A 26848-nucleotide genomic window follows, 5' to 3' on the forward strand; every position below is an offset into this window, starting at 1 on the left:
CCGCCCTCCGCCGCACGCAGCGCAAGGCCATCTTCAACAAACCAGCATCATATTATCTGAAAAGGGGGTCCCTCTTCGACGCCGATCGGGGGTCCCTTTTGAACGCCGTTTGACACGGATGATCAAGCCGCAACTCGATGGCGGCCCTGTCGAGCTGTTCGGCGAGAGGCAATAAAGTGTCCAAGAGCACCACATGAAATGAGCGATTTCCTGGCTACATCCTTTGCCATTGGGAGCGGCCATCTCCTATCTTTGATCACGTCCGCGAAGCACTCGCATCGCGATGTATTTGCGGTAGGGTTCGCAGATGAGTTCCGCCGATTCCTCTTTCACCGCGTCAGATTTTGCTCTGCGCCTCCCTAATACAGATCGGGCAAAGGCCTGGTTGGGCCAGTTCGACGCAGACGATCAGGAAAATGCCGCGCGGCTGCTCAGTGCGCTGACCCTGGTGTCGCATTCGACTTTCGAACGGGCGGTGACGGCGCTAATCCTGTCTGAAGCGGCGAGGGTCGACGGTCCCGTCGCGCTCTACGCCACTCGGGAGCTCGACGACGACATCAATTACTTCGAGTCGATGGCGGACCCCGATGATCCGATGGCGCCGCTCGATGCCGTGGGGAGGGGGGCTGATGTTGGCAGCGAAGTGCGCGCTGCCGCGATCATCCGCAACCTCTGCAAGGTCGACCCCGACAAACTGTTGAACCACCCATCGCTGGAAATGCTGCGCGCAACCAAGGCGAAGGCGGTCATCGTGGTGGACGACATCATCGGATCGGGGAAGCGGACGGCAGGCTTCATTCGGGCGATGTGGCGTTCCGAAAGCCTCATGTCGTGGCATAGCCGGCATCAGATCAGGTTCGTCGCGCTGGCTTACACCGCGACGCGGGTTGGCATGACGAAGGTCAACGGGCTGACCTGCAAGCCCAGGATCGCACTGGTTCGCGATTGCCCCACCTTCAGCGACATCCCGTGGCACGGCGATATCGAGATGGCCATCACCGCTTTGTGCAATCGCTACGGGCGTAAGACCTCCCGGCGCGGGATGCGGTTCGGATTCAAGAAGACCATGGCGGCCTTGGTGTTCGAGCATGGCTGTCCGAACAACGCGCCATCGATCTTGTGGGCACCGGTGTCGGAGGATTCGGCCTGGCAGCCGCTGTTTCCCGACAGGACCGTGCTGCTCGGAGAGAAGTCGGCATTTCCGCCCGACATCATGGCGCGCGACCCGATTGCGATGCTCTTCGAGCTCGCGGGCGAGGAGGAGCCGGAGCTTCCGCCTGCAGTCCTGGGCGAGTCCGTGCTCGGGCTCACCACCGCAATGGTGCTGGCGCTGGTCGCCACAGGCGTGCGCAGCCGCACGGCGCTCAGCTACGCGACCGGCTACGATGCGGCCGAATGTTCGAGACTGCTCGATCGCTGCGTGGAGCGGGGGTATCTCACTGCAACGCTGCGCCTGACCCCTCACGGACGGGCGGAGCTGAAAGAGGAGGCCTGGCCGGCAGAGCGGGCGAAATGGGTTCCCCAGCGGGGCGAAGATGGGTACCATCCCCATCAGTTGAGGGGACCACCTTGAGGCTAGTGCGCGTCCATTTGGACGCATAGACACTTGCTCAACAGGCTTGTGTCGGGGCGCGGATTTCAGTTGCCCTAAGAATAAGCCGGCGCTTGACAGGAGGTTGCATGCGACCTTCTTTCACGAGCGCTTGTCTCCTAGAAGGCCGCATGCATCCGCCTGCGGCGGATATCGAAGTAGTCCTGAATGTGGTCTCCTCAACACTATCACGAGGCGGGGCAGCAGCTCGGCCTTGATGATGCCATGGTTCAAAGGGCGGCGACGGCGATCGAGGATTTCCTTGATCGGCATCCCAAGTTGCCGCCGATCCTCACGCTGAAGCATCTCGCGAGCCGGACCGGCATCTCATGGTATCACCTGCGCAAGATGGTGCTCGGCTCGCGTGCGAGCGACTACACCTTCTTCAAGATCAGGAAGCGCTCGGGCGGCCACCGCCAGATCAGCGTGCCCGACGCCAAGCTGATGGCCGTGCAGCGCTGGATCGCGGCCCACATACTCTCGGAATTGCCGGTTCATCGGGCCAGTTTCGCTTTCGCGCCCAAATCGTCGATCAGACGATGCGCGCTGCAGCATTGCGGAGCGCGCTGGCTCATCAAGATGGATATCAGCGGATTTTTCGGCTCGATCAGCGAGCTGAAGGTCTATCGGGTCTTTCTCGAGGCGGGCTACAGCCCGTTGGTCGCGCTCGAGCTGACGCGCCTGTGCACCCATGCACCCTCGGGCAGCAAACGCTATGACCGACCGGAATGGCTCGCGCACGCGACACGGCGGAAGATCCCGGCCTATCGTCAGTTCCACATCGGCTATCTGCCGCAAGGCGCTCCGACTAGTCCCATGCTGTCCAACCTGGTGATGCGCGAGCTCGACAAGGAGATCGCGGCGCTCGCCGCGCGCGCCGGGGTCACCTACACTCGCTACAGCGACGATATCACCTTCTCGACCAATGGAGATTTCGATCGCGCGCGCGCCATGCTTCTCGTCCGGCAGGTCACCGCGCGCCTGCGCCGTGTGGGGTTGAGCGTCAATGGTCGCAAGACCTGCATCGTGCCTCCCGGCGCGCGCAAGGTTGTCCTCGGCCTTCTCGTCGACGGAGCCGAGCCCCGGCTTACCCGGGAGTTTCGCGATCATCTCCGCCAACATCTCTACTATCTGGAGAAGGTCGGTCCCGAGGCGCATCGCGATGCGCGCAAGTTCGACACGGTGTCTGGCATGCACCGCCATATCCGCGGGCTGATCGACTATGCCAAATCGATCGACGAAGGCTTTGCCGCCAAGATGCGCCTGAAGTTCGACAGCGTGCCTTGGTCGCCCGATGTGGCGCCGCCGTCGGAGGATGCCTGAACCGAGACACCCCGCACCGGTGATCGCTCAGGACTGTGACGTGCTCCGGCTGCCTTGCCTGCGGCAGCGCTCCGAGCAGAATCTCACACTGTCCCAGTCCCGCTCCCACTTTTTGCGCCAGGCAAAGGGACGCTCGCAGACCACGCAGATTTTCGATGGGAGGGTCAGCTTCTTGTGCGCCATCGCGTCCGTCGACCGGGCTCGGTCACACCATCAAGGTCGGCGCAGCGGCAGGCTCCGCCGCCTTTCGCTTCACCCACAGTTCGGACGTCCGGTCCATCTCGATCAGATCGTCGGGAAAGCATCGCGCTTGAAACGCCAGCGCGTCGTCGAAACTTCCGTGAAGCCACGCGTCATAGTCGTCGCGATGCAGCAGCACCGGCATCCGGTCGTGAACCGGGCGGATGGCCTCGTTGCAGTCCGTCATGACGCCCGAATAGACTGGACCCCATTCCTCGCTGACCCGCCAGAGGCCTGCCCATGCGAAGATGGGCTCATCCTTGATGCTGAACCAGGTGCGGGTCTTGGCGCCTTTCGGGCCTTCAGCTTCGGCAAAATGGGTGAACGGGATGAGGCAGCGCCATTGTGGCTTGGCGGCAAGTCCCTTCCACATCGGCTTTGAAAGATCCGCGATGTTGTTGACAGGCTTGGGCTTCGCGGTCGGCGACATGCCCTTCAGGCGGAGCGGAAACCCCCAGGCCATCGATTGCAGGATCCGGTTTCCATCCGCCTCGCGGACGACTAGGCCGGGATATCCCGGATAGACTTCGTCACCCGCGTTTGATTGCGTCGGATCAGAGACGCCGAAATGCGCCGCCACCTCGGCCGCACTCTTCCTGACGGTGTAGAGATTACACATGGGCCAAACCTATCATATTCATCGACAGCGCACAGCATGTTCGGCGGGCAGCATTGTCATTCAAGGTCCGCAAACCAGCCAGCATAAGGCGTATTACGCGCCATATGCCGGCTATAGTCTGGCGCTCCGTCGCTCCACCAAACGGGTCCGCGTTCGCCCAGCGCACGCTTTGCCCGGTCGACTGCGGCATGGGCCGCCGCTTCAGCCGCGGCATCATGGTCAATCCTGGCACTGCGGACGGCTCGGCGCGCGGACATCAGTGCGGAGATGTTGGCCTCCAGGGCGTCCGCCGTCAGCGCCGGGTCGGTCATCCGCCACAGGCGGCCGCGCACGACGAAGTATCGCCCATCCGGGGTGACCGCGTGGCCGGCGGCGTTCATTCGGTGCGAACTCGTCATGCGCCGGTGTGCAACGCCGCCAAACGCCCTGCCAGCAAAGCGGGCAGAGCAGCCCGACAGTCAGAGAAGCGCGCGCTGCGGCTCAGCAGTCTTGGGAAGCTTGCCACTGCGCCATGCATCCTCGGTATGTTCCACCACGAGCCGATCGGCGGCGATCGGCGCTCCGAACTGAAACCCGATGACGTCGCGGATAGATCCCGACAGCCATCGGTCATGGTCGCTGGGTGAGAGCAGAACAGGCATGCGGTCGTTGGTCGGCGCCACGGCGGCATTGGCATCCATCGTCATGCCGGCGTAGACCGGACCATAGTCGGGGATGTTGCGGCAAAAGCCGGCCCATGCGACGATCGGCTGGCCCTTCACCGAAAACCATGTGCGTGTCTTGGCGCCGGCTACGCCATCGGGATTGGCGAAATGCGAGATCGGGATCAGACAGCGATATCGCACGTCCTGCACCAACTGCTCCCACATCGGGTTGGTCAGGTCGGCGACCAGGCCTACCCTGCCTGGAAGCTCATCGCGCTCGCGCATTTCCCGTGTCAGGCGAGGAAATCCCCAGTCCATCATTTTGAGCCGCCGACGCCCATTGTGTTGTAGCACGGCCAGTCCGGGCAGACCCTCGACCGTCTCTCCGAGCGGCGCGATCGCTGGTATATCGGAGACGCCGAAATGCTGGGCGACGTCTGCGATAGAGGCCGCGCAAACATGCAGTCGCGACATGGCTTCCTCCTCGTCAGACTCGGACTGGTCACCTTTTTGTATCAGAACGAAAAGAGAACGCAAATGACGTGGGCAGATGCAAAGAAAATTAGTCTGCCTGCCGGCATTGATATCTTGCAGCACCGGAGGCCCTCTTGAGGGCCGCAAAGTCGCCTGATCAAACTGGGCGCGCCCGGGTGGCGGTCAAGGCTGGAGGCAGTGCTCCAGCGCTTCCGTCTGCTCCTCGAACTTGGCAGGGTTCTGCTCGCGCAGTTTATTGAGGTTAAATAGCTTCCATCGGACTGCCGGCAGCTCGGCTATGCTGGTGTCGAAATCGAATGTGCTCCAATCGGGCGCAAGCTCGTGGAAGCTCGTCAAAAATTGCCTCGCTCCATGACTGCGCGCACGATCCGCGATCTCCGCGATCAATCGCTCGCGCGCGTCCAGAAGAACGTCCAACGCCAGGTCGGTTACGGTCATGCCCAGGAACTCGTCATTATACTGGGAAGAGATATCCAGCCGATGGGGATCTATGAGCTCGTGCGCGGGGCGAGGGTGGCTGACGAGATAGATCAGGAATGCCTTGAAGAGATCGTCATCAATTCCTTCGTTCGCCAGCAGGAAATGAATGTCGAACAGGTCACGGGGATGCTGCCGATCAAGCGCCGCCGCGATCTTCCCGGCGTAGAGATCGGCTTCGGAGACCAGCTGCATTTCGGCAAAGCCGAAGCGCTCCTCGACGGCCGCGCTGACGGAACGAAGCGTTGGCGGGAACACCGTACCTCGCAGGACCGGCGAGACCTCGATCTTGATGGTGACGCCCTCAGCGGAGACGACGAGGCGCTTGCCATCGGGCAGCAGTCGGCGTTCGACTGCCATAGTGCCGCCCCGCTCGAGCCTTCCGGCGATCCGCTCAAGCCCTTCGCGAACGGCCGCCAGCGAACTGTCTCGATCGGCTATGGGCAGGTACACGAGGTCGATATCGACCGACAGCCGCGGGAGGTCGCGGACGAACAGGTTGATCGCCGTCCCACCCTTGAGGGCGAATATCTCCTCACGCGCGATCTCCGGGATGGCGCGAACCAGCAGACTCACCTGATCGACATAGCGTTGCGTCGTCATTGCGCGCCCTCTCCCGCTTTGGTCGACATGCCGGCCGGCACGGTTATTTGATACCGGGCGTCCAGGCGGCCGCCGGCGACAAGCTGCCGCTTGCCTCGGCCGAGATCGATATTGGCGCGATCAACGTGCTTCTCCCAACTATGGTGGTGGCGATCGGCAAAGAACAGAAACAGCCGCTTGGCCCGTATGCTCGTGCAGGTTTCCAGGAGCTGCGTCAGCAGCCTGGGCCTCAATGTCGTCAGACTCTCGAAGATCGTGTCGGCGTGATCGAATGTCGGGCTATCGGGCAGACCGTCCATCATCTCGATCGCTGCCCGCTCCGCGCCGGCGATCCGGAGAAAATGATCCCATGGCTCACCTGCTTCGGGTGACGGAACGACACCTCCGAGGCGCGTGGTCCCAAGGTCAAGTCGACGCCAGTCAATCCCGAGCGCGGGCGCCGCGAAAAGCTGCCGCTTGTGGAGTTCAAAGCGCGCCTCGGTCGGCAGTTTCGGAAGCCATGTCGGTATCGATCCTTCTGGATCGTAGAGATGTATCGCTCGCTCGCTGCCCAGTCTGGCGAAATGACCGAGGCCGAGAAGTTCGAGCGCGGTGGTGCCACCGACATGAAACGAAGCCGAGGCAAACCGCTGCGCCGATACGACCGCCGCCTCCCAGCGCAGGGCGCCCCCTCCACCAGGTCCGCTCGTCCGTCGATAGACCCGCGGCGCCACACGGTCGAGCCAGCCGCGTTGGACATAGTCGTGGATGGACGTGCGGGAGATGCCCTGAGCCTTAAGCCAAGCGGAATCCACAAGCAGACCGGGGGGCAGGCTTGCCATCAAGCGGTTTAGAGGTTGCCGGTTATGTTCGTCCACGGCCGACGTTTTAGAGAATTCACAAACCACCTGCAACGAGAGAGTTTGCCAGATACGGCAAGACGTTCGCCAAGAACGAACAAAATACCGATATTGTGAACCTAGCGCGAGCGGTGACGCTCGGGAGGTTTAGGCTCGCGCCCTCGCCGATCGCCAGCTGACCGTCCGGGCGCGGCCGCACCGTCGATCTCCTTTTTCATAGACACCTTGTCGTGCACCACCGCCGGACGGATCGTCTTGCCGGCCGCGATATGGGCGTCAAGCTGCGCGCGCGCCACGGCCATCACGCGCGTGACGGCCTCGGGATTCTCGAACAACGTGCGTCGGATCACGGCTTCCATCACGCGCATCTGGCTCTCGGCGGCCCGATCATTCGACGCTGATCGACTGTCCGCGGCCTGGGTTGGGGGCTTATTGGGATTGGAGCGCTCGGCCAGTCCCGTTGGAGACGGCGCGTCGCCGCGTTCGGGCGCTCGTTCCATGGCAACCGGGGCAATCGTGTTCCTGCTCCCGTCACTTCGCAGTCGGTCGAGCTCCTGCAGATCGCGATCATTCGGCTTGTACCCCCGAACCTCGACACCTTTCTGGCTTGCCTCCAGCCATACCGAACGCCGAAACGCCTCTGTGCCAGTCACATGGATCTTATCCCAGCCGCGATGCTGCGCGATGGCGACAAGGTCTTTCACCACCTCCTGGCTTTCAGTCGCGGTGACGAGGCGACGGCCCTGATCCCGGAATGCGGGATCCTTCGTATCCGCGGTGGTGAAATATGCTGGATCACCGGACCACCTGGCCTTGTTGGCATAGTATCGCCTACGCACGGCATCAGGCAGATCACCAGCTTCAACCGAGGGGACTTTCTGGGTCTTCTCGACGCCTGGCTTTCCCGGATCACTGGACGGGTTCGGCTCCGGAGCCCGATCGGGAGTCTTGGCTGGAGCCTTCCTGCCACGATCCTTGTCGTCAACCGCGACGCTATTGTCGCGCGCGCGCGCCTTCGGGGCGGGCGCCTCGCTCTTATCGTCCATGATCGTGCCCTTCCGTGATCATTGCCGCAGCTGGCTCAAGGTCGTTCTCTGCATCGACGACGGCACGGGCGGTCATGGCCATTACGAAGTCCAATGCGGCCTTCTCGTCGCCGGGGTGAGGGAGGTCCTCCAGCTCCCCCAGAACAAGCATGTCGTCCGTGATTTCGGCGAAGCCGGAAACCTCGTCATCTGTCAGTAGCCGCGTCACAGGGAGCATCTCCTCGGTCGGTGTAACATCGAGCAAAGCGGCGCGCTTCGCCTCGATAGCCTGCGACAGCACGTCTGAGCCTGACGCTGCGCCCGCAGCCGGAGAGACGGGCGCACTTCGCGGGACCGTCACCGGGCGCGCCGCCACTTTGGGCGCCTCAGAAACGCGGCTCGTGAAGCGTCGCGACCTGAAATATTCGATCTTTCGCGCGCGCACGGGCGCTATGCCGCCCCGCAGCAGCAGCAGGTCACCTTTGGGCATCTGCATCAGCTCTTGCGGCATCATGAGTGCCCGTCGCTGATCTGATTCCGAGATGCTGCGATTGGCCAGCATTCCATGAATGGTCCGGCTCTTGGAGCGGACGTTCATCGTGAAGAAGCCGAGGCGTTCCGACAGCTCGTTGGCGACACGCAATTCCTTCGGCGTGAAGACCACCTCCAGACCGCAGTTGGCGATGATTTCGTCGGTGACATCTGCGCCGTAGATCCCGCGTGGTTGAGACCGACTCTGGATCACGGGAAGGAGACGCAGCCCATATCCCGCCACATAGGAAAAGGCCGAGGCGATCACAGGCGCTTTGCCGAGCCGCGCAAACTCGTCGAGCAGGATGAGAACGGGCACCTGGCCGCCCGTCGCCGGCAACTCGCGCGTGTTTAGGTCGATCAACTGCTGCAGGAAAAGATTATAGACCGGAGCAATCCGGTCGATGTTGTCGGGCGACACCCCGAGATAGATTGATATCCGTTCACGACGGACCTGGCGCAGATCGAAGTCAGTCTCGGAGGTCGCCGCATCGACATAAGGGTTGAGCCAGAGATTGAGCTTCGACGTGATCGTCTGCTTGATGCCGGAGAACGTATTGTCAGACGCGGAGGTGAAGTCGCTGAGCGCGGAAACGCAGGCTTGGCTCAAACGCTGGCCCCGCTTTTTTGCCTCCTCGACGACCTTCGGCAATTCGACCTTGGGATCACCGCTCGTCAGCCGCCGGTAGATTTCGCCGATAGTGAAGGGCAGGGCAGGGTTGGCGGCGACCAGGGCACCGACGCCGACGAAGGCAGCGCGCGCAGCCTCGGCCCAGAAGGGGTCTGCCTTCTCTGGTGCAGGAAACAACATCCCGCCGATCTTCTGCAGTTCGTTGACGACCTCCGTATCATCCAGCCGGTCGATGAAGCTCAACGGATTGTAGCGCGCCGATCGTCCTTCAGGATCGAGAGGATCGAAGAGATGGACGGCCTGGCCGTGACGCGCACGAAAGCCGGCCGTGATGTCCCAATTCTCTCGCTTGACGTCGAGGACGACGACCGAGTCTGCCCAGCTCAGCAGATTGGGTATGACGACCCCGACACCCTTGCCAGCACGGGTCGGTGCCTCCAGGAGAACATGCTCGGTGCCGCCGAACACCAGATAGCGGCCGGACTTCTGCCCGACGATGATGCCGCTCTTCGCGCGCAGCTGCTCGCGGCGGATCTCGGACTCGTTCGCGAACCTGGCCTCGCCGTGAAGCGGTCGCCGCTGCTTCAGAACGACAAGTAGGATCACGAACGCCACCGCCGCACTGACAAGCGCTCCGCGCTTCAGCCACAGATGAAGCAGCGGGTCGCCGCGATAATACCAAAGCCAGGCCGGAACGGCGGACACGTCCATGCGCGGACCGATTTGACCTAGACCCGCAAGCGCAATGACGATCGTCACCGACGCGAAACCGATACAGCTGGCCGCGAGGACGCCCGCGACGATAGCGACCCTAGTGAGCGGTCGCGCCTCCGACAGGCGGATCAAAATACACCTCCTCGACTGCGAATTTCCCCGACTGCTTGCGAGTTTGAACGACGACGTCGACCAGCATCCGGAGTAGGCCGCGGATGTCGTCACGGGCCAGGTCACGTCCGCCCTCGGATTCCTTGACCAACAGCGTCAGCTGCTCGAACGCGCCCATGGCGGAGCCAGCGTGGACCGTCGTGATCGAGCCTGGGTGACCGGAGTTGACGTTGCGAAGATAGAAGAAGGCGGTGCCGTCCCGCAGCTCCTGCAAGAGGATGCGATCCGGCCGCATCCGCAATGCGCTCTCCAGCAATTGCTTGGGTCCTACTTTCGCAAGACCCTGCCGCTCGCTCGAGTACACCATATGGACAACATTGCGATGCTCCACGACCAGCTCGCGCGTATCCTCGATCGTGAGCAACCGCTCCTCTGGCGGGATGAGCTGGATGAGGGCCTTGGCGAAGGTCGTCTTGCCCGACCCGGTCGCTCCGCTCACGAGGATATTCTTGCGGGCCGCGACCGCGGTCCTGAAGAAGGCTGGCCAGTCGCCGGCGTCGCGCTGCGCCACGAGCTGCGCATCGACATCGCCCAGCCCGCGGGCGGCCGATCGCGTGCCGGCAAACAATCCGGTCTCGGCGAGCTGGTCGATCGCGAGCGTGACCCGGGATGGCTTCCTGATCGTGAACGATGGGGCGCCAGTTGGCGTCACCGACGGAATCACGACCTGACACCGTTCGCCGCCCGGCAGGATGGTCGAGCAGATCGGCGTCTCGGCGTTGACATCCTGGCGCGTGAAACTCGCGGCCGCGATGGCAAGGGTCGCAAGCCAGTCGCTGTCGAGTTGGGGGACATCGTGCCAATGCCACCCGCGATGGTCCTCGATCCCGACCTCGCAGGGCCTGTTGATCACGAGTTCGGTGACCTCAGCTGGCTCCAGCAGCGGCAGGATCGGTGCCAGATAATGGCGCAGGACGGCGGTATCGCTCATTTCTCCCGCCGGAGCTCAAGACCGTAAACATCGGCAAAGTTGAAGTCCTTGGCGACGAAAATCCCTACCTCCTCGCCCTGATTCTTGGTTAGCACGGGCCTGATATTGATGCTGTTCTGAAGCGCGATGCCCGCGCCTTCGCTGGGCGTGCGCGTCGTGTTGTTGAAATTGTTGTTGCCGCTGGAGACGGCTTGCCCGGCGATATATGCGGCGTCGTCGACCAGAGAGAGCAAGAGCGCACTGCCAAAGCGTGCCCAGAAGAATGTATCGACCGACCCGGCGATGCCGGCACGACCCAGCGCATCCGAGCCCGGCGAGGCGAGGTCGATACGGACGCCTTGTGGCGTGACGGCTCGGGTCCACAGCACGAAGAGCCGATTCTGTCCTTGCTGGATCCCGCCATGATATTCGCCGAGCACCTTCGTGCCCTTCTCCATGAGGACGACCCGCCCGTTCTCGGAATAGATGTCGCGCGGGATCAGACAGGACGTGTAGCCCGGCTGCGCCGAATTCATCGCCGTCTGGAGGATGCAGGGAATCAAGGTTCCGGCGGTGACGAGATAGTTGCGGTTCGGGAGCATGGAGGCCCGCGCTTCACCGACCGCTGAACTCTGCCGGAGCGCATCAAGCGCGTTGGGCGCATTGCCACGGACACGACCCTCGGCGCCATCGCCCGCATCGTCCGCCTGGGATCCGTCGGCGCCGCCGCCGGCGGTCCGCCCGCCCCCTTGAAGTGCTTCCCTGCCACCATAAGCGATCAGCGTCGATCTCCGGGCCTGATCGGCGAGATTTTGCCCTTTGTCCTGCGCTGCCGCAGCTGGGGCCGCGCCAGGCTGCAGCGCAGGGACGATCTGACCGTCGGGACCAACAGTGCCCGGTGCCGGGTTGATCACCGGTGCGTTCGGATCCGCCGACGGTGCGCCGAGAGGCTTCGGCTTCGCGGCAACGGCGTCGTATGCCACAGTCTCGCGCGCCGCGAGGTCAGGCCGCCGCGCCATAGCCTCGGGCTTGTCCATCAGGTTGCGTTTGCTGCTCGTGCTCGGACCGGAGTTCACCCACAGGATCCCAAGAACCATCGCGGTGCCGGCAAAGATCAGCGCTGTGTTTCGCTTCGCCGGGGTCATGCCTCCGATCGGATCGATGCCACGCTCGCGGATGATTTCATCGCGCTCGGGCGTCGGATCGCCAGCCGGACGGCGAGGGGCTTCTGGCGCCGGTTCGTCCATCGCGCTTACTCCTTCGGATCTTGGATTGTGCGCTCGACATGCGGCGAGGCGGTGTTGGTGCCATGATCGACGCCATAGGGGGTCGGTGCGAGGTTATAGATGCACAGGACTTCGCGGTTCCGCCGCAGCCGCAGTTGCGCAGCAACGGCGTGGACGACGACGAACTCATCACGGACGTCGAACGGGACTAGGGTCTCCGAACCATCGGGGCGAACCAGATAGATAGCCGGTATCTCGTGATTGCCGGGGAAGCGGAGAACCGTGAATTGGCCATTATCGGATATTTCGGAAGGCTGTAGGTCGCTGGAACCCTGGACCTTGTAGTTAAGGTTTCGCGGGCCCTCGATCACACCATGATCCAAGGCACCGCGCACCGCGGCGGCCTGCAGCGCGGCGAGGCGTTGGGCCTCCTGGGCGGCGCGCATGCGTTCGGCCCGTTCCGCATCGTCGCGCGGGTAACGGAAGCGAACCTGAAAGAATGTTTCGCCGCTGCGACTGCCGATGGGGCCGCGCCGAGTGGTCAGTTCGAACGCATAGTTGCGCAGCTCGCCGCCCTTGTTGGTCGTGACGATCAGATTGGTCGGGCCTGCCCGTTCGCGCGGCTTTAGGAAGAGAATGTGCCCAGCGACGGCCACCTCCCAGGACACCGTATCGCCCAGTGCGACATGCTCGATCGTCTCATCTGGACCTAGCACTACCTGGGTCGCGGTCCGGAATGTCCCGACAATATGGTAGACCTGCGTCTCCTGATACTCGACGAACTTCACCCGCGGATCTGCAGGGCCGGCGCGCGGCGTGTCCTCCGCGAGCGCGGGCGTCGCGGCGAGCAAGGCGAGCGGAAGAAGCCAGCGAGCGTCGATCATCGCACGACCTCCGGATCCGCGCGGTAATTCTCGACCTGAAAGCCTAACGGATTTCGATAGCGGTCCCCTTCGGCCATCGGCGCATTGGTGTAGCGGAAGGTGACGGTCGCGATCCAATCGCTGCTTTGCGTGTCGGTGTCGGTCTGCACCGTGCGCGTGAAGCGCACATTGGCGACGCGGTCGTTGATGAAGGCGATATTACGGACGCGCGCCTGGACCACCGCACCCTTTCCCCACACGACCTGTGGGCTCGCACTGTTGTTCGAACTGAAGAAGCGTCCCCATCGCTGCTGTTCGCCGGGTTCCGACAAGATGGTGACCGCCCGAAAATTCTCCTCTGCGGCGGCCTGCAGCCAGCTCTCGCGCGCCCGAACATATTGCGCGAGGAAGAACTTCGTGACCGCCTCGTCATAGCGCATGGGCTTTTGCGTGAGGGTGGTTTGGACATCCACCGCGCCCGTCGTCTGGTTGACGCGAATGATGTAGGGCATGACGGTTTTGAGCGGTGTCAGCCCGGCAAGGGCCAGCGCCTCGGCCGTGCATGCGACCAGTGACAGGCCCGCCACGATCCAGGCAATCCGCTCTGAACGAAGCGATTTACGTTGCCGGTCCTGGTCCCAGGACCGCGCCTGTCCGAAATAAAGTTCTGCGTCCTTGGCTGGCACACCTTCGGTCTGGCTTCGCATGATCAGCAGCTCCTTACCGAGCGGGCCACCGCCCGCGCCGACACCTTGTCGGGAGCTGCGCCAGGAACAGGTGGAGGAGGGGTGCCCCCGTCAGCGGGGCGTTTGATCTGCGGCACAGGCGGCGGGGCGGGCGGCGCGACGGTCGCCGGGATCGACGAGCCTGGCAAAACGCTGCCGTAGATGTTCACGTCACGCAGATGCTTGCCGTCACACACCGGGAGCTTCTTAGGTTTCGATGCAGCATGGCTCGCGGAGAGGGGCAGGGCGACGGCCGCTGCCGATAAGCACAAAGCGTTGAAGGTTCTGGCAGGCCACTTCATGGTGTCATCCTTCTGGTCATGCGCGGCTCACCGAACCCCCGCGCTGCGCGGCCCGTTCGAGATTGCGGCTGTTGCGGGCTATGCGCCGCTGCTGGAACGGCGCCGCCATCGTTCCCCAGGCCGATCCTGCGAAGGCGCCCACGCCAGCCGCGGCGCCGCCGGCAATGCCCGTCGCGATGGAAGGGGCCTGGAAGAAGAAGATCGTGCCAAGGAAGATGTAGACCGAGAACAGGACCGCGCCGATCGTGACGTCCGGTGTTCCTTCGGCCGTGGCGAGCGCAGTCGCTCCGAGGTCGGTGATGAGAGCGGTGATCGCAATGATCACGGCCATCAACACGATGTAGTTGAACACCTGACCAAGCCAGCCATAGAAAAAGCGGCGGGTCGTCTCGAAGAGCGAAAGCGCTATGAAAATCGGGCCGAGCGCGATCACAACGGCAAGCGCGACCTTGGCGAAGACGGTGATGGCAAAGCCGATCGCAGCAGACAATCCAGCCAGTCCGTAGATCAGAATAGCGAGCGTCAGGAGCACCAACTTCCAGGGATTGATGTCGAGATAGGTTTCGGCCTCAGTGCGTATGATCCGCACGATATTGTCGACCTGTCCGAAATAATCGTCGAACACCGCGCCGACGCTGGTTATCGTCTTGCCCGCCAGTGCCTGAGAGATGGCGTCCGGCATCCCGTGAAACAGCGGGTTGGTGATCCACTCTGAATAGGCGACGGTGGTGGCTGCGAGGTAGAGCAGGCACAGCTTCACCATGCGGTAGAACAATTCACCCCACGGCTCTGCCACGATCCCGCGCATCACCATGTAGCCGAACAGGGCGATGTAGATCACCAGACCGAGCGCGAGCGGTCCGCGCACGACATCGATGACGTTGTTCAGCCGCTCGTTGAGGAAGAGATCAAGCTTCCCGTCGATGTTGGTGTAGATGTCCGCAAAGAGGGTCGATGCCATACCTGCGTGCTCGCCCTATTTCGGACCCAGCGAGCGATCGAGCTTCTCCGCATTGTCGATCGCCTTGGCATTGCTGCACTCCTGGGCATCACGGTGCGTGCCGTCCGCACAGGCCGCGAGCACCTGAGACCGTAGCTCTGGATCTGCCGCCAGTTCCTTTTTGCCCGCAGGCTTGCCGCAGCTTGCAAGCAGGGCCAGCACCGCGAGGGTCGATGCAGAGCGAATGCCCTTCATGGCCGGCTGCCCAGGCTCTGTTCGAGTTTGGCGAGGCTGGTTTCGCTCTCGCGCTGCGACCGCAGCCTTGCTTCTGCGGCCTGGCGCATCTGCAGCGCCTGAAGCTGGACCGCGTCATTCTGGATGTGCGCGTTTTCCACCCCGACCCGGGCTTGTATGTCCATTACGTCCTTGGCGTCCGACGCCGTGTCGAGCGACGAGCGCAGCTCTTCGAGCCCCGCCGTCCTTTGCGTGGTGACGCCATAGGCCGCCTCGGCGACAGCGGCGTCGCGCGCCGCAAGGTCGCCATTTCGCGAGATGGCATCGCGGCCGCTCCGCTCAAAGTCGGTGGCGTCGGTGCGAAGGTCGGGAATCGCGACGCGGTTGTTGGTACGGATCCGCGAAGCAGAGGAACTGAGGCTGCCAAGACCGCTGATGTCAGAGGACATCAGTCTTTGAATGTCCCTTGCCTCGCTCGGCAGAAGATGCCGAACGGCATCAGTGTTCAACGAGCTGGCAATCCGGTTGACGTTCGTCAGCTTGTTGATGCTGTTGAACATGTCGGTCGCCTGCGCGATCTGTTCCTTTCCCTGCTCGATCATCGACAGCGTGTTTTTCACCGTAGACAGGGTCTGCAGGAAGGTGCTGGAGTCATAGACCGGGATGCCCTGTGCGAACGCCGGCATCGAGATTGTCAGTGCGCTGGCCAACGCCAGTGCGCGTAATGCTCTCATGACCTTATCCTTTCGTTCTGCTGGCTCGGCGCCGTTCGTGGAAAATGGGTAGCCACTGGCTTGGATCGTCACCGTGTTCGCGGCGGACCTGATCGAGAATCCCGACGGTTTCTGTCGTCCCCGACAACACCGCGAGTTCGTCGGTCAGGCCTCCAAGGTCGAGTTCGACGACGATGGAGTCATGTCCTTGCTTGACGAGGAATCGTCGGCTTTCGGGGATCAGCTCGCTGCGGATGAGCTTGAATTCGGCGCGCGTGAGGCCGAGACCGTCGATATAGTCGACCTCTCGGCCATAGGGGTTCGGCAACAGGATCTTGGTGGCGACCTGCTCCATGATGCTGTGCGAAATGTCGGAGCGCAGCGCGTCGGCAGGGCTCTGCGTGCCGAAGACCAGGAACGCGTTCTGCTTGCGGTAGGTCTTGAGCCCGTCCTGGGCAAATGCCCGAAAGGCGTCGTCGCCGAGCGCTTTCCAGAACTCATCGATATCGATGACCAGACGCCGGCCATCGAGAAGGGCATCGATCCGATGGAACATGTACATCATCAGGGGCGTGCGGATCTCCGGATTGTCGAGGAAATCGGTCATGTCGAAGCCGATAAACCGCGCATCGAGCGACAATTCATCCCGGTCATTGTCGAAGACCCAACCGAGGGAGCCGCCGCGTGCCCATTTTTCCAGGCGCGCCCCGATGCCTTCCGGGTCACGCTGGCCCAGGAGCTGCCGGAGGGCGAGGATCGAACGATCCTCGGGTGGGAGCCGACCGATCGAGACTATGCCCTCATCGATCATCTTCTCCTGTGAGACGCCCAGCTGCTGACCAGACGGGGTAACGAGATGCCGGATAAGGCGTCCTAGAAAAACGATGTTGCCCGGCGTCTGCTCAAGCGCGCGAAGTGGTGCAAACCCGGTCGGCACACCATTTCGCAGCGCGAGATAGGTTCCGCCCGACGACCGCACATAGATCTCGGCACCCCGGTCCTTGTCGATGAAGATCTGCTGCGCGCCCGTCTTCTCCAGCTGCGCCATCAGGAAGTTCTGTACGACCGTCTTGCCGCCACCGGACGGGCCGATGATCAGGGTATGTCCGAGATCGTTGACGTGGAAATTGAAGTAGAATGGCGATTGGGCGGCGGTTTTCATGAGCGCGATCGCCGCGCCCCAATGATTGCCATCGGGCTTACCGGCCGGAAATGTGTGGAAGGGGGAGAGCGCCGCAAAATTGCGCGACGTGATCGCCGCCGGTCGGGCGCGCCATGCGAAATTGCCGGGCAGCTGCGACCAGAATGCGGCTTCCAGAGCCGGGCCTTCGCGGGCAGATACCAGTCCCGCATCGGCGAGGGCCGCCCGCGCCGTCGATAGGTTTTCCGCCAACCGCTTTTGGTTCTCACCGAAAACGGCGAGCGAGAAGTGATGTTCGCCAAGCACGAAGCGGTTGCTCTGAAGATCATCGGCAGCGTCAGCCAGCTCGAGCGCCTGGCTCGCGGCCGCATCCTCGGTCGACGCCATCTGGTTCTGCCGACGGCGCAGGCGCTCGGAGGCGCGGGCTTTGCCCATGAACGCAAAGGACTGCGTCACGACGAACGCGAAATCCTGGCTGAGCAAAGCGTTCATCTGCCCGGGGCGCGTCATCGCCGGGTATTCCCGGATTCCGAACAGCCCTACATACCGGCTCTCATCATGCGCTCGGACCTCCACGGTCTCCCGGCCGAAGATCACCCTCTCGCCATAGATCGCTGATCCGAGATGACCTCGGACCAGCGGCACGCGCGCGGCGCGGCCCATCATGACCAGCTCGAGGACTTCGAGCGGCCGAGAGAACATCAACCCGTTATGCTCATAGAGGCCAAGCCTCTGGGGGCGGCACCGTGCGAGCAACTTCTCTATATCGCGGGCCTTGTCCTCGAACCGTGCGAGCTCGTCCTGGTCGACCTCCTGCCCGTCTTTGCGGGCTGTCGACAGCCGGCGCAGCAAAACGCCGGTTCTGTCTGCCGATCCCACCGACGGACGCATGATGAGGGTGAGGTAGAGTTCGTTGACGAACATCCTCTTGGCGGTAACGCGGGCGCGGTAGGTGGCGTCAAGATCGGCGGCGAATGCGGATCTAAACTCGCCTTCAGGATAGTCGGTCACCGGGCGGCGGACGATATGCGTCCAGATCGCCAGACGATCGTCCGCGATATTGCGCAGCGTTCCGTTCAACTTCTCGTGCCAGTCATTCAGATTGACCGGGTCCGCCGTCTCGAAGGCGAGGCCATCGAGCTTGAACATCATCATGAGATCGCGGCCGTCGAGCGCGATGACGGCATCGTCGACGTGTCGGGCATAGGGCAGATAGCGCGCGGGATCCGCCTCGTTCTTGAGGATGCGCCACGGTGTGCGCGCGCCTGCGCCTCCCAGCGATCCCACCACGCTAGCCATGGGCAAAGCCCCGACGCTTGGCGCCGTCGATCGGCAGCGGTGAGTAGGAGCTTCCACCCCACCAGCTGCGATTGCGGCACCGGGCCTTGGTCATCGTCCAGAGCCACAACAACCGGAAGGCGTTTGCATCATGACGCACGATCAGTCGGGCAATCGCCAGGAAGGCCCCGGCCAGCGCGAAGGCATAGAGCGGGTTGCCCGTGATGATGAGGGTCAGGCAGGCCGCGAGCGCAATGGGCAGCGACGCTTCAATCGGCACACCCAACCACATGGTCGGGCGCGTGACCGCCAGAAACAGCGTCTCCTCGCGCAGCTTTTGGTCATCGGTATCCATGGCCCGCACTCATGCGCCGCCAGTGATGGTGTCGACGATCCATTGCGCGCTGAACACGATGAAGATGCCGACGATGACCGTGACGAGAAGTCCAAGGCTGGCCCGACCTGTGAAGAACATGAACCCTACGATCACCACGGCGATCACCGCGATGGTTTTGGCGAACGTGCCCGTCAGCCAGGTTTTGATGTTCTCGGCCATCGACGTAACGCCGTCGGCGGCCTGAGCGTAAGCCGGATCGGTCAGAAGCAACGTCACGGCGAGGGCCAGCAGAAGAAAGGCCGCATGCTGCGCAAGAGAGCGGCGGCGGGGCGTCAACCAGTCGCGGGATTCGGTCATCAAGGCCGTCATTCGGGTTGTCCTTTCGCTATTGTGCTGGATGCCCCCCCGAAGACCATCAATGTCGCTGACTGCGCCCCCGCAGCCGTATTCCATTTCGCGCTGCCGGCAGCGGCGCGCGGCGCGTCCGACATCGCGAGCGTCTGAATAGCTTCTCGCGGCGGCGGCGGCGGCGTGACCGCGATGTTCTGGACCGCAAATCCACTGCGCCGCATGGCCGGCACGACGACACCAGACGATGCATAGACACGGCCGACATAGCCGTTTCCAAATCCACGCCAGCGGTTGCCCGTGTTGTACATCGACATGGCGGCCGCGATGGCCGCCTCCGTCGAAGCGCTTGTCCGCACGACGCTGAGATAGTTGGAGGCCAAGACCCGTGCAGCGGCTTCGAGGTTCCGGCACGGGTCGAAGGCGTCGTCGACCGACAGGCCGAGGCGCTTCAGGTTTGCGCTGTTGATCTGACCCAGACCGAGGTCGATATTGTAGCCAAGCTCTATCAGCGAGCGCGCGTCGCGCACCGCAGCTGCACGATCGCCAGGATCCGGAGCCGGAACACCCTTAGCGTTCACGCCGATCGCGTAGGGATTGAAATGGCTCTCAGCGTGGACGACCGACACCATCGTCTCGACCGCAACCGATGGCGCGCACTGCTGCGCGAGGCCCACGACGGTTGCGAGTTCGAGAATCACCGCGCCGGTGTCCCCGTGGCGCTTGCTGCTGTCGGAAGGTTCTCGATGTTGGCTAGGGAATAACTTTGCTGTCGCCCATCGGTGAACGTCATCACGACCCGGCGCTTCGTGGCGGAGTCTCGGTCGAAGACCTTTGTCTTGGCGACGCTCCCGCCCGAGCAACCGGGAAAAGAGGCTCCGGTCGCGAGCTTCTGCCAGAGCTTGGCCATCGGAGGAACACATGCAGAAAATTGCGTCGCCCCTCCTGGATTGGAGAGGCAGATTAGGATCTGACAGCCCAGATCGTTGGCGAGGGCGGGCGTGCTCGGCGCGGACATCGCCAGCATCGGCGTGACCATGGCTATGAGACGAAGCTGCACAAATTGTCTCCTCGCGGTGGATTGCGGCGCTTGCGACACGGCTCGAAAATCACCGTCTTTTGAGCCTGTTGCGCATTGTTTCAGCAATCCCCCCAGTTGGGGGGATCGCCGTGGAGCCCTTAGCCGTTGCGCAATGACGGTGCGGGATCGCGCTGCTGTTCGAGAAGATACTGTGCCAATGCTTCTTCCTGGTCAGGCCTCAGGGCGTCAGTGGCTGCCAGATGATCAGGCGGGTCAGCGTTCAGCAGGATCGAGGGACAGCGGCCCTCGTAGTTACCAAGGTTCGGCCTGTGCTGTTGGTAGCCTACCAGTGCCGCCAGCGCCGGCTCGAACCCGCGCGCTATCTCCGGCGGGTAGACGAGCCATTGGTTCTCATACGGTTTCAACCAGCCGAGGCAGTAGCTGACTATCATGCCACGGCGGATCGTCTCGGTCGTGTTCGCGCCGGCACCGTGAAGCGTCGATCCGAGGAAAACTACTGCAGCCCCTGGACTGCATTCGACCGCGATGGGGCCAATGCCGTGGTCCTCCGCAACCGCTCGTTGGCCATGGCTCCCGGGCCAGATGAGGGTGGTGCCATTGTCGGTCCGATATTCGGTGAACGGCCACATGACGTTGATCAAATATTCGAGTTCACCAACGGGTCCGCGCCACATGTCCTGGTCGCGATGGGGGAACTGGCAGGGAGCGCCAGGGTGGAGTTCGAGCGCTTGGGCGAGGTTTAGCTGGATCGTGTCGCACCACGGGCCGAGGATCGACTGAGCAATTTCCAGAATAAGCTTGTGCTGGATGAGCGCCGCCGCATAGGGTGATCTCTTCAGGACGCTTCCGAACCGCTTGGTACGACTGCCGTAAAATCCTCCCTCGCAAAACGGCGTCGCGGCGAAACGATCGTCGAGATCAGCGCTGAGCAAGCCGATGTCGGCTGCTGGCACGAGATCAGGAATGACGCAAAATCCGTCGCGTGCGAGGAGCTCGAGATGCGGCTTAGCATCGCGGGGCGCTGCAAGGGCAGGGGAGTGCTGTGTCGCCATGGTCGGTCTCCCGCGTCACGCCGCTGCACGGTCGAGATCGACCAGCGTCGTGGGAAGGTAGATGCCGGTCCTCCGCAGTAGGTCGGGGGTTTCTGACGATATTGAAATCCGCATCGCGGCAAGGTTCCGGCTTACCCCCGAGAGGCGGTCGCCAAGCAGCTCGCAGTCCCAGCCAAATGCGAGGATCTGTTTGAACCAGCTCTCTTCGGCCACGCCAGAAAAGGTTGTAATTCCGGAGGCCAGAGCATGCTCGACTAGCCCGGACACCAGACGATTGCGGACTGTGCGCCGTTCGGCGGCGCCCATCGCACGCGCAAGGCAGAAGCGGGTGATCTCCCTCACCTCCGGGCCGACCGGCACATTCCCGTCACACAGGTGCGGGAAGACTGATCCGAGGATATGCGGTCGATCGGTCTTGAGGAGCCGGGCCGATCCGCGATGGTGTCCCTGTGCATCGGTGACAACTATGTAGACGGCCTCGTCATTATCGAACTGGTCGATTTCATAGCGACCTGCGAGAACCGGAATGTCCCATCCAAGCAGATCAACAAAGACGCGCTTTCTTTCTTCAAACATTTCTCGGAAGACGCGCGCGTCGAGTGCCTCGTCTATGCCATTTCCTATGATAAGCATTGTCTTCCTCCTGTGTGAGGAGGTTTTTCGAACAGAATATTGACCGCTACGTTATCCCCAGAAAAGGGGAGATCAGCACATGGCAGTCATCTTCCGAAGACGTCAGCGAAGCTGATCGATCCATCGAACAGCGCGCGCATCGCCAGCATTGTGCGCTTCGTGACGCCATATCGGTCACGCGCATCCTTGAGGTGTTGACTCACTGTCTCTGAGCCGACGCCGAGGATTCTGGCGATCTCCCAATCGGTCTTCCCGCGCGCAACGAGAGCCACGCACTCGACCTGTCGGTCGGTCAGCCGCGGTAATTCGCGGGGATGGGATCCTACGGAGCGATTGACCCGCCGAGCTGCCTCGAACGCAAAGTTGCCGACGAGTTGGACAAGGGGAAGCTGTTCCTCATCGAGCCCGACGCCGCTCGCCGTCGCAAACGAGCAGGAACCGTTAATCTCCCCGGGAATATGCGCGGGGATCGTAAAGCCATCGCCGATACCGACATCGCGCGCGGCGGTAAGGACCGCGCGATCACGCGGTGACAACGCGATCAGGGCTTCGACATTATTCCAAGCGAAACCCACCGACGTCTGCTGACTCGCGCGGTGGATAGGATCAGCAGCGTAAAGCCGGCGCTCTTCGAAAATGTCCATCCAGCTTTGCGGGTAGTCCACAAGCCTGATCGTCCCTGTAGCCGGCACCGCCGTATCGACATGATGGACGAGAGCAAAATGGGCAAACCCCATTCTGGCGGTGATGTCTTGCATGAAATCATACAGAGCATCGGGGCTTTTCGCGGCGCTGACCGAATCGCAGAATGACCGAACCTCGGCGAGCCTTATCGCCAAGGGGCCGGCGCCTACAGCAACGCGTTGATGTTCAAATGCCCGTCGCGCACCGCCCGAAGAACTAGCTGGGTTCTCCGCCTGACGCCATACCGGCGACGGGCACCTTCGACATACTCGTGCACAGTGTCGCGGCCGAGCGAAAGGATCTGGGAGATCTCCCAGTCGCTTTTGCCTTGGGCGACTAACGCGATGCAGTCGATCTGGCGTGGGCTTAGTGACACTGGCTGGTAGACGATGCCCTCGTCGCCGAGGATGGCGCGAGCTTGATCAAAAGCGACCGTCCCCACGAGGCGCGCGGTGAGCACGTCCTCGGTGGTTGCCACCGCGTCTGTCGATCGCGCGATCGTGAAGACGGCTTCAGGCTCGTCCTGCATCCTAATCGGCATCGTAAAGCCGGTGCGCAGGCCGTGGGCGCTGCCTTTTTTCAGGATCGATACCTGATGAGGGCTAGGCACTATGAATTCGTCGATGCGATCCCACGTCAACCCCGAAGACGTTTTCGCGCATGCAGCGTGAATGGGATCATCGAGATAGAGCCTGGTTTCGATGATCTCGTCGAGCCATCGAACCGGATAGGTGGTGAGCATTATCGCCTTCTTGCTCCGCTGAACAAGATCGACGTTGTGCAGAAGAGCAAACCAGCGAAAGCCGACCTGCCTAACGAACGAATCCACGATCGATGACAGCTGATCGAACGTCGTGGTTGATTTCGCTTGATGCTCGAAAACGCTGATATCAGCGAGACGGCCCTTGTCACATTTACTCGCCATCGACGCAGCCTCTCGTTGCCTTCCTGTCAGGTCCACCCCCAATTCGACGTATGCGCCAATAAACGGGGTGAGCCGATGCTGCTTGAGGCTGTCTGGCGCGCGCGTATTGATAGCGCGTAAGAGCAGCAGCTCTCGGATTTAAGCAGCCGATAATGGCGGTTCGATAATATATCTTATGTTAAATCAATGGGTTACGCAGCCCATTCCCGCAGCGCCGGTCCAAATTTGATCGTACAGCTATATTCACTGCGCAGCAAATACGGAGGCGTGTTAACAGATTCCCGCTAATGCCAGGCGCACATCCGGAGCTATCGTATATACCGCTTCGCGCTGCGCGCCCCGGTTGGGGTGATCGACGCGGTATCCCTGATAGTGGCGATGCAGCAATCCAGCCCGAACAAGATCCGATACGGCTCGACTGACATTCGTGCGCCCCGACCGCAGAATGCGCGCCTCAATCTCTTCATTCTCCTTCTGAGCCAAATCTCCTGCACTTTCCGAAGCGTCAGCCTTCGCCGACCACTCTGATCGAACCGCTGCAATCATGGCTGTACGGCGGCAGTCGCGGTTGGCCAGCGGCGCCAATGCCTGGCAGAGCCAGTCACGCACAGGTATCTGGGCAGCGTCGCTTCGTACGTAAGGCCCGAGACTGCCATTCTCCCCTGCGGCCTTCGCGATCAGATTGAGGATGAGCAGAACATACCTAGGGCGCTTCGATACCTGCGATACGCGCTCCACTAGATCTGGTAACGCGACAACCGACGAAGCCAAGTTGAGCGGCGCTGGTGCCATATGGTCGAAGAGGTCGGCTTGGTGGAACATAGCAGGAATCTACCACAACCGATCTTGCCGCGAATCCCCTAAATTCCCTACTCGTCAGAAAAATCACCAGTGTCACTTTACCGGCGGGGTAAAGTGACACTGGTGACACAGCGTACTAGGAAGAGCGCTGCAGCGATGCAAAAAGTAAGCGTGGGCTGGAGGCCGCAGATCAGTGTCAATCGGCCCCGGATATTCACCCCGGATAAGCGCCCAACACTGACCCCCTGATAGTACGCAGGATCGTCGGCATGGGGGTGAGGCGGCGGAGGGCGTAGCCCGGAGCCGGCTCACCCCCATGCCGATGGCGTTTATTTTGGGCTATCAGGCAGCTGCGCGGTTCTTGAAGCGCCAACTCTCGTTGCCGGTTTCGATGATGTCGCAATGGTGCGTCAGCCGATCGAGCAGCGCGGTTGTCATTTTGGCATCGCTGAACACCAAGGGCCATTCGCCGAACGCGAGGTTGGTGGTCACCATGATCGAGGTCTGCTCGTAGAGCCGGCTGACCAGGTGGAACAGCAACTGGCCGCCAGACAGCGCGAACGGCAGATAGCCCAGCTCGTCGAGGATCACCAGGTCGAGCCGGGACAGATGATCGGCAATGCGCCCCGCCTTTCCTGCGCGGGTTTCAGCTTCGAGCCGGTTCACCAGGTCAATGGTGTTATAATATCTGACCCTCGCGCCGATGCGTACGCACGAGCGTCCGATCGCAATGGCAAGGTGGGTTTTTCCGGTCCCGGTTCCTCCTACCAACACGGCATTGCGCTGGTTGGCCAGGAAAGCGCCGGTGGCCAGATCGCGAACCAGCCCCTCGTTGATCGGCGTTTCGGCAAAGTCGAACGCCGTAATTTCCTTGGCCAGCGGCAGCTTGGCGATCGTCATCTGATATTTGATCGAGCGCGCCTGCTTCTCATCGATCTCGGCCTTCAGCAGATCGCCGACCACGCGGCTTGGGCCATGTTGTCGCTTTACCGCATCGGCGATCACCTCATCATAGGCGTGCCGCATGCCCGCGAGCTTGAGCGTCCCCATCATCTCCAGGATCTCGTGGCGTTCCATAGAACCTCCTCAGGCTATCGTAACGGGCGCAGTCGGCGACGGGCTCGTGATGGAGCCGGAGCGCCTCGGGCGTAGCGATGGTCAGCGGCGCCGATGGCTGGCGCTGACGGGTCAGGATATTGAGCACAACGTCGCGGCTGACGGTGCCGCCGATCAGCGCCTCGGCGCAGGCGGCTTCCACGGCATCGAGCCCATCGCTCAGGACCGCCGTCAGGATGCCGACCATCTGGCGGTCGCCATCAGCATGGCCGGCAAGGCGGCGTCGTACCCGCTCGATTGCCGGCGGAAGCGACCAGTCCTTGAAGGGCGCGCCGTTGCGCAGCGCGCCGGGCTTTCTCGCCAGCACAGGGACGTAATGCCAGGGATCATAGATCGTCAGCTCACGGCCGAACCGGCGGACATGCTCGCCGACTATCTCGCCTTCCTGCCGGATGACGATACGGTCGGCATAGGCATGGATATCTACCGGCCGCCCCGCCGCTGACGCATGCACCGAGTATTTGTTATAGTCGAACCGCACCAGCAGCGTCTTCGATACCGACGCGGGCAGAGCGTGGAAGCCGTCGAAGGGCCCGCGATAGGCGATCAGGGCGGGACGATCCGCGGTCTCGAACACCTCCCACACCGTCCGGTCCTTCAACTCGGGATGTGCGGCATGCTTCGACCGCGCGACGCAGCGATCCTCAAGCCATGCGTTCATCTCGGCGTAGCTCTTGAAGCGCAGCCGGGGCGTGAAGAAGCGTTCACGCACCAGGCCGACCTGATTCTCGACCTGGCCCTTCTCCCAGCCTGACGCCGGCGTGCAGGCAACAGGCTCGACCAGATAATGCCCGCACATCTGTTGAAAGCGGCGGTTATACTGGCGCTCGCGACCGGCAAAGATCGCATCGACCGCCGTCTTCATGTTGTCGTAAATGCCGCGCTGGCAGGCGCCACCGAAGAAGGCGAACGCCTTGTCATGCGCATCGAAGACCATCTCCTGGCTTTCCCGCGGATAGGCGCGCACGTAGAACATCCGACTATGACAAAGCCGCATGTGCGCGACCTTCACCGTGGTCGTCGCCCCGGCAATGACGACGATCTCATGGCTCCAGTCGAACTGGTAGGCCTCGCCGGGCGCGAAGCTCAGCGGCACATAGGCCGCCGCCGTCACCGCTGAGCGCTCACGATGCCAGTTTGCCGCGTACCGTCGGACCGCGTCATAGCCGCCACGATAGCCAAGACCCTGCAGCTCCTCGAACAGCCTGACCATCGTCAGCCGCTCGCGCCGTGTCTTCCGGTCGTTCGCCTCCAGAAGCCTGTTCAGATCCGAGGCCCAGGGCCCCAACTTCGGCAAGGGCTGCACGCTGCGTTCGTATGTGAAAGCCGTCTCGCCCGAGCGCAGCACCTTGCGAACCGTGTTCCGCGAAACGCCAAGGTCCCGCACGATCTCCTTGATCGACTTGCCCTTGACGAAAAACTCGCGCCGGATGCGCGCTACCGTCTCCACGATCAGCATCTCCCACCCGCTCCCGCAGCAAAGTGCGAGAGCGTGAACCGCAATCGTTCAGTAAGCGTGGGCTGGAGGCCGCAGATCAGGCGGCTTCTGCGATCGGCTGCTGATCTGGCCGCCAGTTCCATATGTGGACGGCTCCCTCTTGCAAGGGCTGAACGGAAAATTTGATCGGATCGCTTGCTTCCATATGTCCGGCCTTTCGGTGCGGTCGCACGTGAC

General features: G+C 62.2%; 29 protein-coding genes. 2 read left to right on the forward strand and 27 right to left on the reverse strand.

All coding sequences use genetic code 11. The features are described 5' to 3' along the window. The first annotated feature begins 307 nt into the window (after nt 1–307). Nucleotides 308–1573 carry a phosphoribosyltransferase-like protein gene (locus A7Q26_RS06525; protein ID WP_232313703.1) on the forward strand — a complete coding sequence of 422 codons (1266 nt, stop codon included), beginning with the start codon at nt 308–310 and terminating at the stop codon, nt 1571–1573. 186 nt (nt 1574–1759) lie between these two features. Further along, a complete protein-coding gene (locus tag A7Q26_RS06530) occupies nt 1760–2914 on the forward strand; it encodes a reverse transcriptase family protein (RefSeq protein WP_081490905.1) in 1155 nt (384 codons plus the stop codon). Nucleotides 2915–2941: 27 nt separating this feature from the next. On the opposite strand, the gene A7Q26_RS24500 is transcribed toward A7Q26_RS06530, so the two are convergent. The 27 genes from A7Q26_RS24500 to istA all read right to left on the reverse strand — a co-directional run bounded on the left by A7Q26_RS24500 (nt 2942) and on the right by istA (nt 26632). Next, nucleotides 2942–3097, reverse strand: coding sequence for a DUF2256 domain-containing protein (locus A7Q26_RS24500; protein WP_081490906.1), 156 nt, complete (start codon nt 3095–3097; stop codon nt 2942–2944). 22 nt (nt 3098–3119) lie between these two features. Then, nucleotides 3120–3773: an SOS response-associated peptidase gene (locus A7Q26_RS06535; protein WP_017182745.1), complete on the reverse strand. Its 654-nt coding sequence runs from the start codon at nt 3771–3773 to the stop codon at nt 3120–3122. Nucleotides 3774–3829: 56 nt separating this feature from the next. Then, nucleotides 3830–4153 (reverse strand): hypothetical protein, encoded by a 324-nt coding sequence (locus A7Q26_RS06540; RefSeq protein ID WP_017182746.1) that lies wholly within the window; start codon nt 4151–4153, stop codon nt 3830–3832. A gap of 78 nt (nt 4154–4231) precedes the next feature. Continuing rightward, the gene (locus A7Q26_RS06545) at nt 4232–5014 is read right to left on the reverse strand and encodes an SOS response-associated peptidase family protein (RefSeq protein WP_232313704.1); all 783 of its coding nucleotides are present in this window, start codon (nt 5012–5014) and stop codon (nt 4232–4234) included. Nucleotides 5015–5074: 60 nt separating this feature from the next. Next, nucleotides 5075–5992, reverse strand: coding sequence for a nucleotidyl transferase AbiEii/AbiGii toxin family protein (locus tag A7Q26_RS06550; RefSeq protein ID WP_066858410.1), 918 nt, complete (start codon nt 5990–5992; stop codon nt 5075–5077). After that, the gene (locus tag A7Q26_RS06555; RefSeq protein ID WP_332308761.1) at nt 5989–6879 is read right to left on the reverse strand and encodes a type IV toxin-antitoxin system AbiEi family antitoxin domain-containing protein; all 891 of its coding nucleotides are present in this window, start codon (nt 6877–6879) and stop codon (nt 5989–5991) included. Before A7Q26_RS06555 ends, A7Q26_RS06550 begins: the two co-directional genes overlap by 4 nt. 71 nt (nt 6880–6950) lie before the next feature. Then, nucleotides 6951–7877: an LPD7 domain-containing protein gene (locus A7Q26_RS06560; protein ID WP_017182751.1), complete on the reverse strand. Its 927-nt coding sequence runs from the start codon at nt 7875–7877 to the stop codon at nt 6951–6953. Next, a complete protein-coding gene (locus A7Q26_RS06565; RefSeq protein WP_066858416.1) occupies nt 7867–9822 on the reverse strand; it encodes a type IV secretory system conjugative DNA transfer family protein in 1956 nt (651 codons plus the stop codon). Before A7Q26_RS06565 ends, A7Q26_RS06560 begins: the two co-directional genes overlap by 11 nt. 7 nt (nt 9823–9829) lie before the next feature. Then, entirely contained in the window at nt 9830–10834 is a 1005-nt protein-coding gene (virB11, locus tag A7Q26_RS06570; RefSeq protein ID WP_017182753.1) for a P-type DNA transfer ATPase VirB11, read from the reverse strand. Next, entirely contained in the window at nt 10831–12060 is a 1230-nt protein-coding gene (gene virB10 / locus A7Q26_RS06575) for a type IV secretion system protein VirB10 (protein ID WP_017182754.1), read from the reverse strand. The genes virB11 and virB10 overlap by 4 nt, the downstream gene beginning before the upstream one ends. Nucleotides 12061–12065: 5 nt before the next feature. Further along, the gene (gene virB9, locus A7Q26_RS06580; protein ID WP_017182755.1) at nt 12066–12923 is read right to left on the reverse strand and encodes a P-type conjugative transfer protein VirB9; all 858 of its coding nucleotides are present in this window, start codon (nt 12921–12923) and stop codon (nt 12066–12068) included. Beyond that, nucleotides 12920–13609 carry a virB8 family protein gene (locus A7Q26_RS06585; RefSeq protein ID WP_017182756.1) on the reverse strand — a complete coding sequence of 230 codons (690 nt, stop codon included), beginning with the start codon at nt 13607–13609 and terminating at the stop codon, nt 12920–12922. The genes virB9 and A7Q26_RS06585 overlap by 4 nt, the downstream gene beginning before the upstream one ends. A 336-nt stretch (nt 13610–13945) precedes the next feature. Then, on the reverse strand, nt 13946–14890 hold the full coding sequence (locus tag A7Q26_RS06590) for a type IV secretion system protein (protein WP_017182757.1): 945 nt from the start codon (nt 14888–14890) through the stop codon (nt 13946–13948). 15 nt (nt 14891–14905) lie between these two features. Beyond that, nucleotides 14906–15124 carry an EexN family lipoprotein gene (locus A7Q26_RS06595; RefSeq protein ID WP_017182758.1) on the reverse strand — a complete coding sequence of 73 codons (219 nt, stop codon included), beginning with the start codon at nt 15122–15124 and terminating at the stop codon, nt 14906–14908. Continuing rightward, on the reverse strand, nt 15121–15837 hold the full coding sequence (locus A7Q26_RS06600; protein WP_026002319.1) for a type IV secretion system protein: 717 nt from the start codon (nt 15835–15837) through the stop codon (nt 15121–15123). The genes A7Q26_RS06595 and A7Q26_RS06600 overlap by 4 nt, the downstream gene beginning before the upstream one ends. Nucleotides 15838–15841: 4 nt before the next feature. Continuing rightward, on the reverse strand, nt 15842–18256 hold the full coding sequence (locus tag A7Q26_RS06605) for a VirB4 family type IV secretion/conjugal transfer ATPase (RefSeq protein ID WP_017182760.1): 2415 nt from the start codon (nt 18254–18256) through the stop codon (nt 15842–15844). After that, on the reverse strand, nt 18249–18590 hold the full coding sequence (locus tag A7Q26_RS06610) for a type IV secretion system protein VirB3 (RefSeq protein ID WP_017182761.1): 342 nt from the start codon (nt 18588–18590) through the stop codon (nt 18249–18251). Before A7Q26_RS06610 ends, A7Q26_RS06605 begins: the two co-directional genes overlap by 8 nt. 9 nt (nt 18591–18599) lie before the next feature. Beyond that, nucleotides 18600–18941, reverse strand: a complete 342-nt coding sequence (locus A7Q26_RS06615; RefSeq protein ID WP_017182762.1) for a TrbC/VirB2 family protein — start codon at nt 18939–18941, stop codon at nt 18600–18602. Next, entirely contained in the window at nt 18938–19621 is a 684-nt protein-coding gene (locus A7Q26_RS06620; RefSeq protein ID WP_017182763.1) for a lytic transglycosylase domain-containing protein, read from the reverse strand. The genes A7Q26_RS06615 and A7Q26_RS06620 overlap by 4 nt, the downstream gene beginning before the upstream one ends. After that, nucleotides 19618–19959 (reverse strand): hypothetical protein, encoded by a 342-nt coding sequence (locus tag A7Q26_RS06625; protein ID WP_017182764.1) that lies wholly within the window; start codon nt 19957–19959, stop codon nt 19618–19620. The genes A7Q26_RS06620 and A7Q26_RS06625 overlap by 4 nt, the downstream gene beginning before the upstream one ends. Before the next feature lie 140 nt (nt 19960–20099). After that, nucleotides 20100–21014: a phytanoyl-CoA dioxygenase family protein gene (locus tag A7Q26_RS06630; protein WP_017182765.1), complete on the reverse strand. Its 915-nt coding sequence runs from the start codon at nt 21012–21014 to the stop codon at nt 20100–20102. A 15-nt stretch (nt 21015–21029) separates the two neighbouring features. Continuing rightward, nucleotides 21030–21647: an acyl-homoserine-lactone synthase gene (locus A7Q26_RS06635; protein ID WP_017182766.1), complete on the reverse strand. Its 618-nt coding sequence runs from the start codon at nt 21645–21647 to the stop codon at nt 21030–21032. 86 nt (nt 21648–21733) lie between these two features. Continuing rightward, nucleotides 21734–22486 (reverse strand): LuxR family transcriptional regulator, encoded by a 753-nt coding sequence (locus tag A7Q26_RS06640; protein WP_066858413.1) that lies wholly within the window; start codon nt 22484–22486, stop codon nt 21734–21736. 11 nt (nt 22487–22497) lie between these two features. Further along, a complete protein-coding gene (locus tag A7Q26_RS06645) occupies nt 22498–23256 on the reverse strand; it encodes a helix-turn-helix transcriptional regulator (RefSeq protein ID WP_017182768.1) in 759 nt (252 codons plus the stop codon). Nucleotides 23257–23526: 270 nt separating this feature from the next. Further along, nucleotides 23527–24078, reverse strand: coding sequence for a hypothetical protein (locus tag A7Q26_RS06650; RefSeq protein ID WP_017182769.1), 552 nt, complete (start codon nt 24076–24078; stop codon nt 23527–23529). Between the two features lie 321 nt (nt 24079–24399). Beyond that, nucleotides 24400–25134, reverse strand: coding sequence for an IS21-like element helper ATPase IstB (gene istB / locus A7Q26_RS06655; RefSeq protein WP_026002321.1), 735 nt, complete (start codon nt 25132–25134; stop codon nt 24400–24402). Continuing rightward, a complete protein-coding gene (gene istA / locus A7Q26_RS06660; RefSeq protein ID WP_017182771.1) occupies nt 25067–26632 on the reverse strand; it encodes an IS21 family transposase in 1566 nt (521 codons plus the stop codon). Before istA ends, istB begins: the two co-directional genes overlap by 68 nt. Nucleotides 26633–26848: the final 216 nt, after the last annotated feature.

Source organism: Sphingobium sp. TCM1 (assembly GCF_001650725.1).
GTDB lineage: Bacteria > Pseudomonadota > Alphaproteobacteria > Sphingomonadales > Sphingomonadaceae > Sphingobium.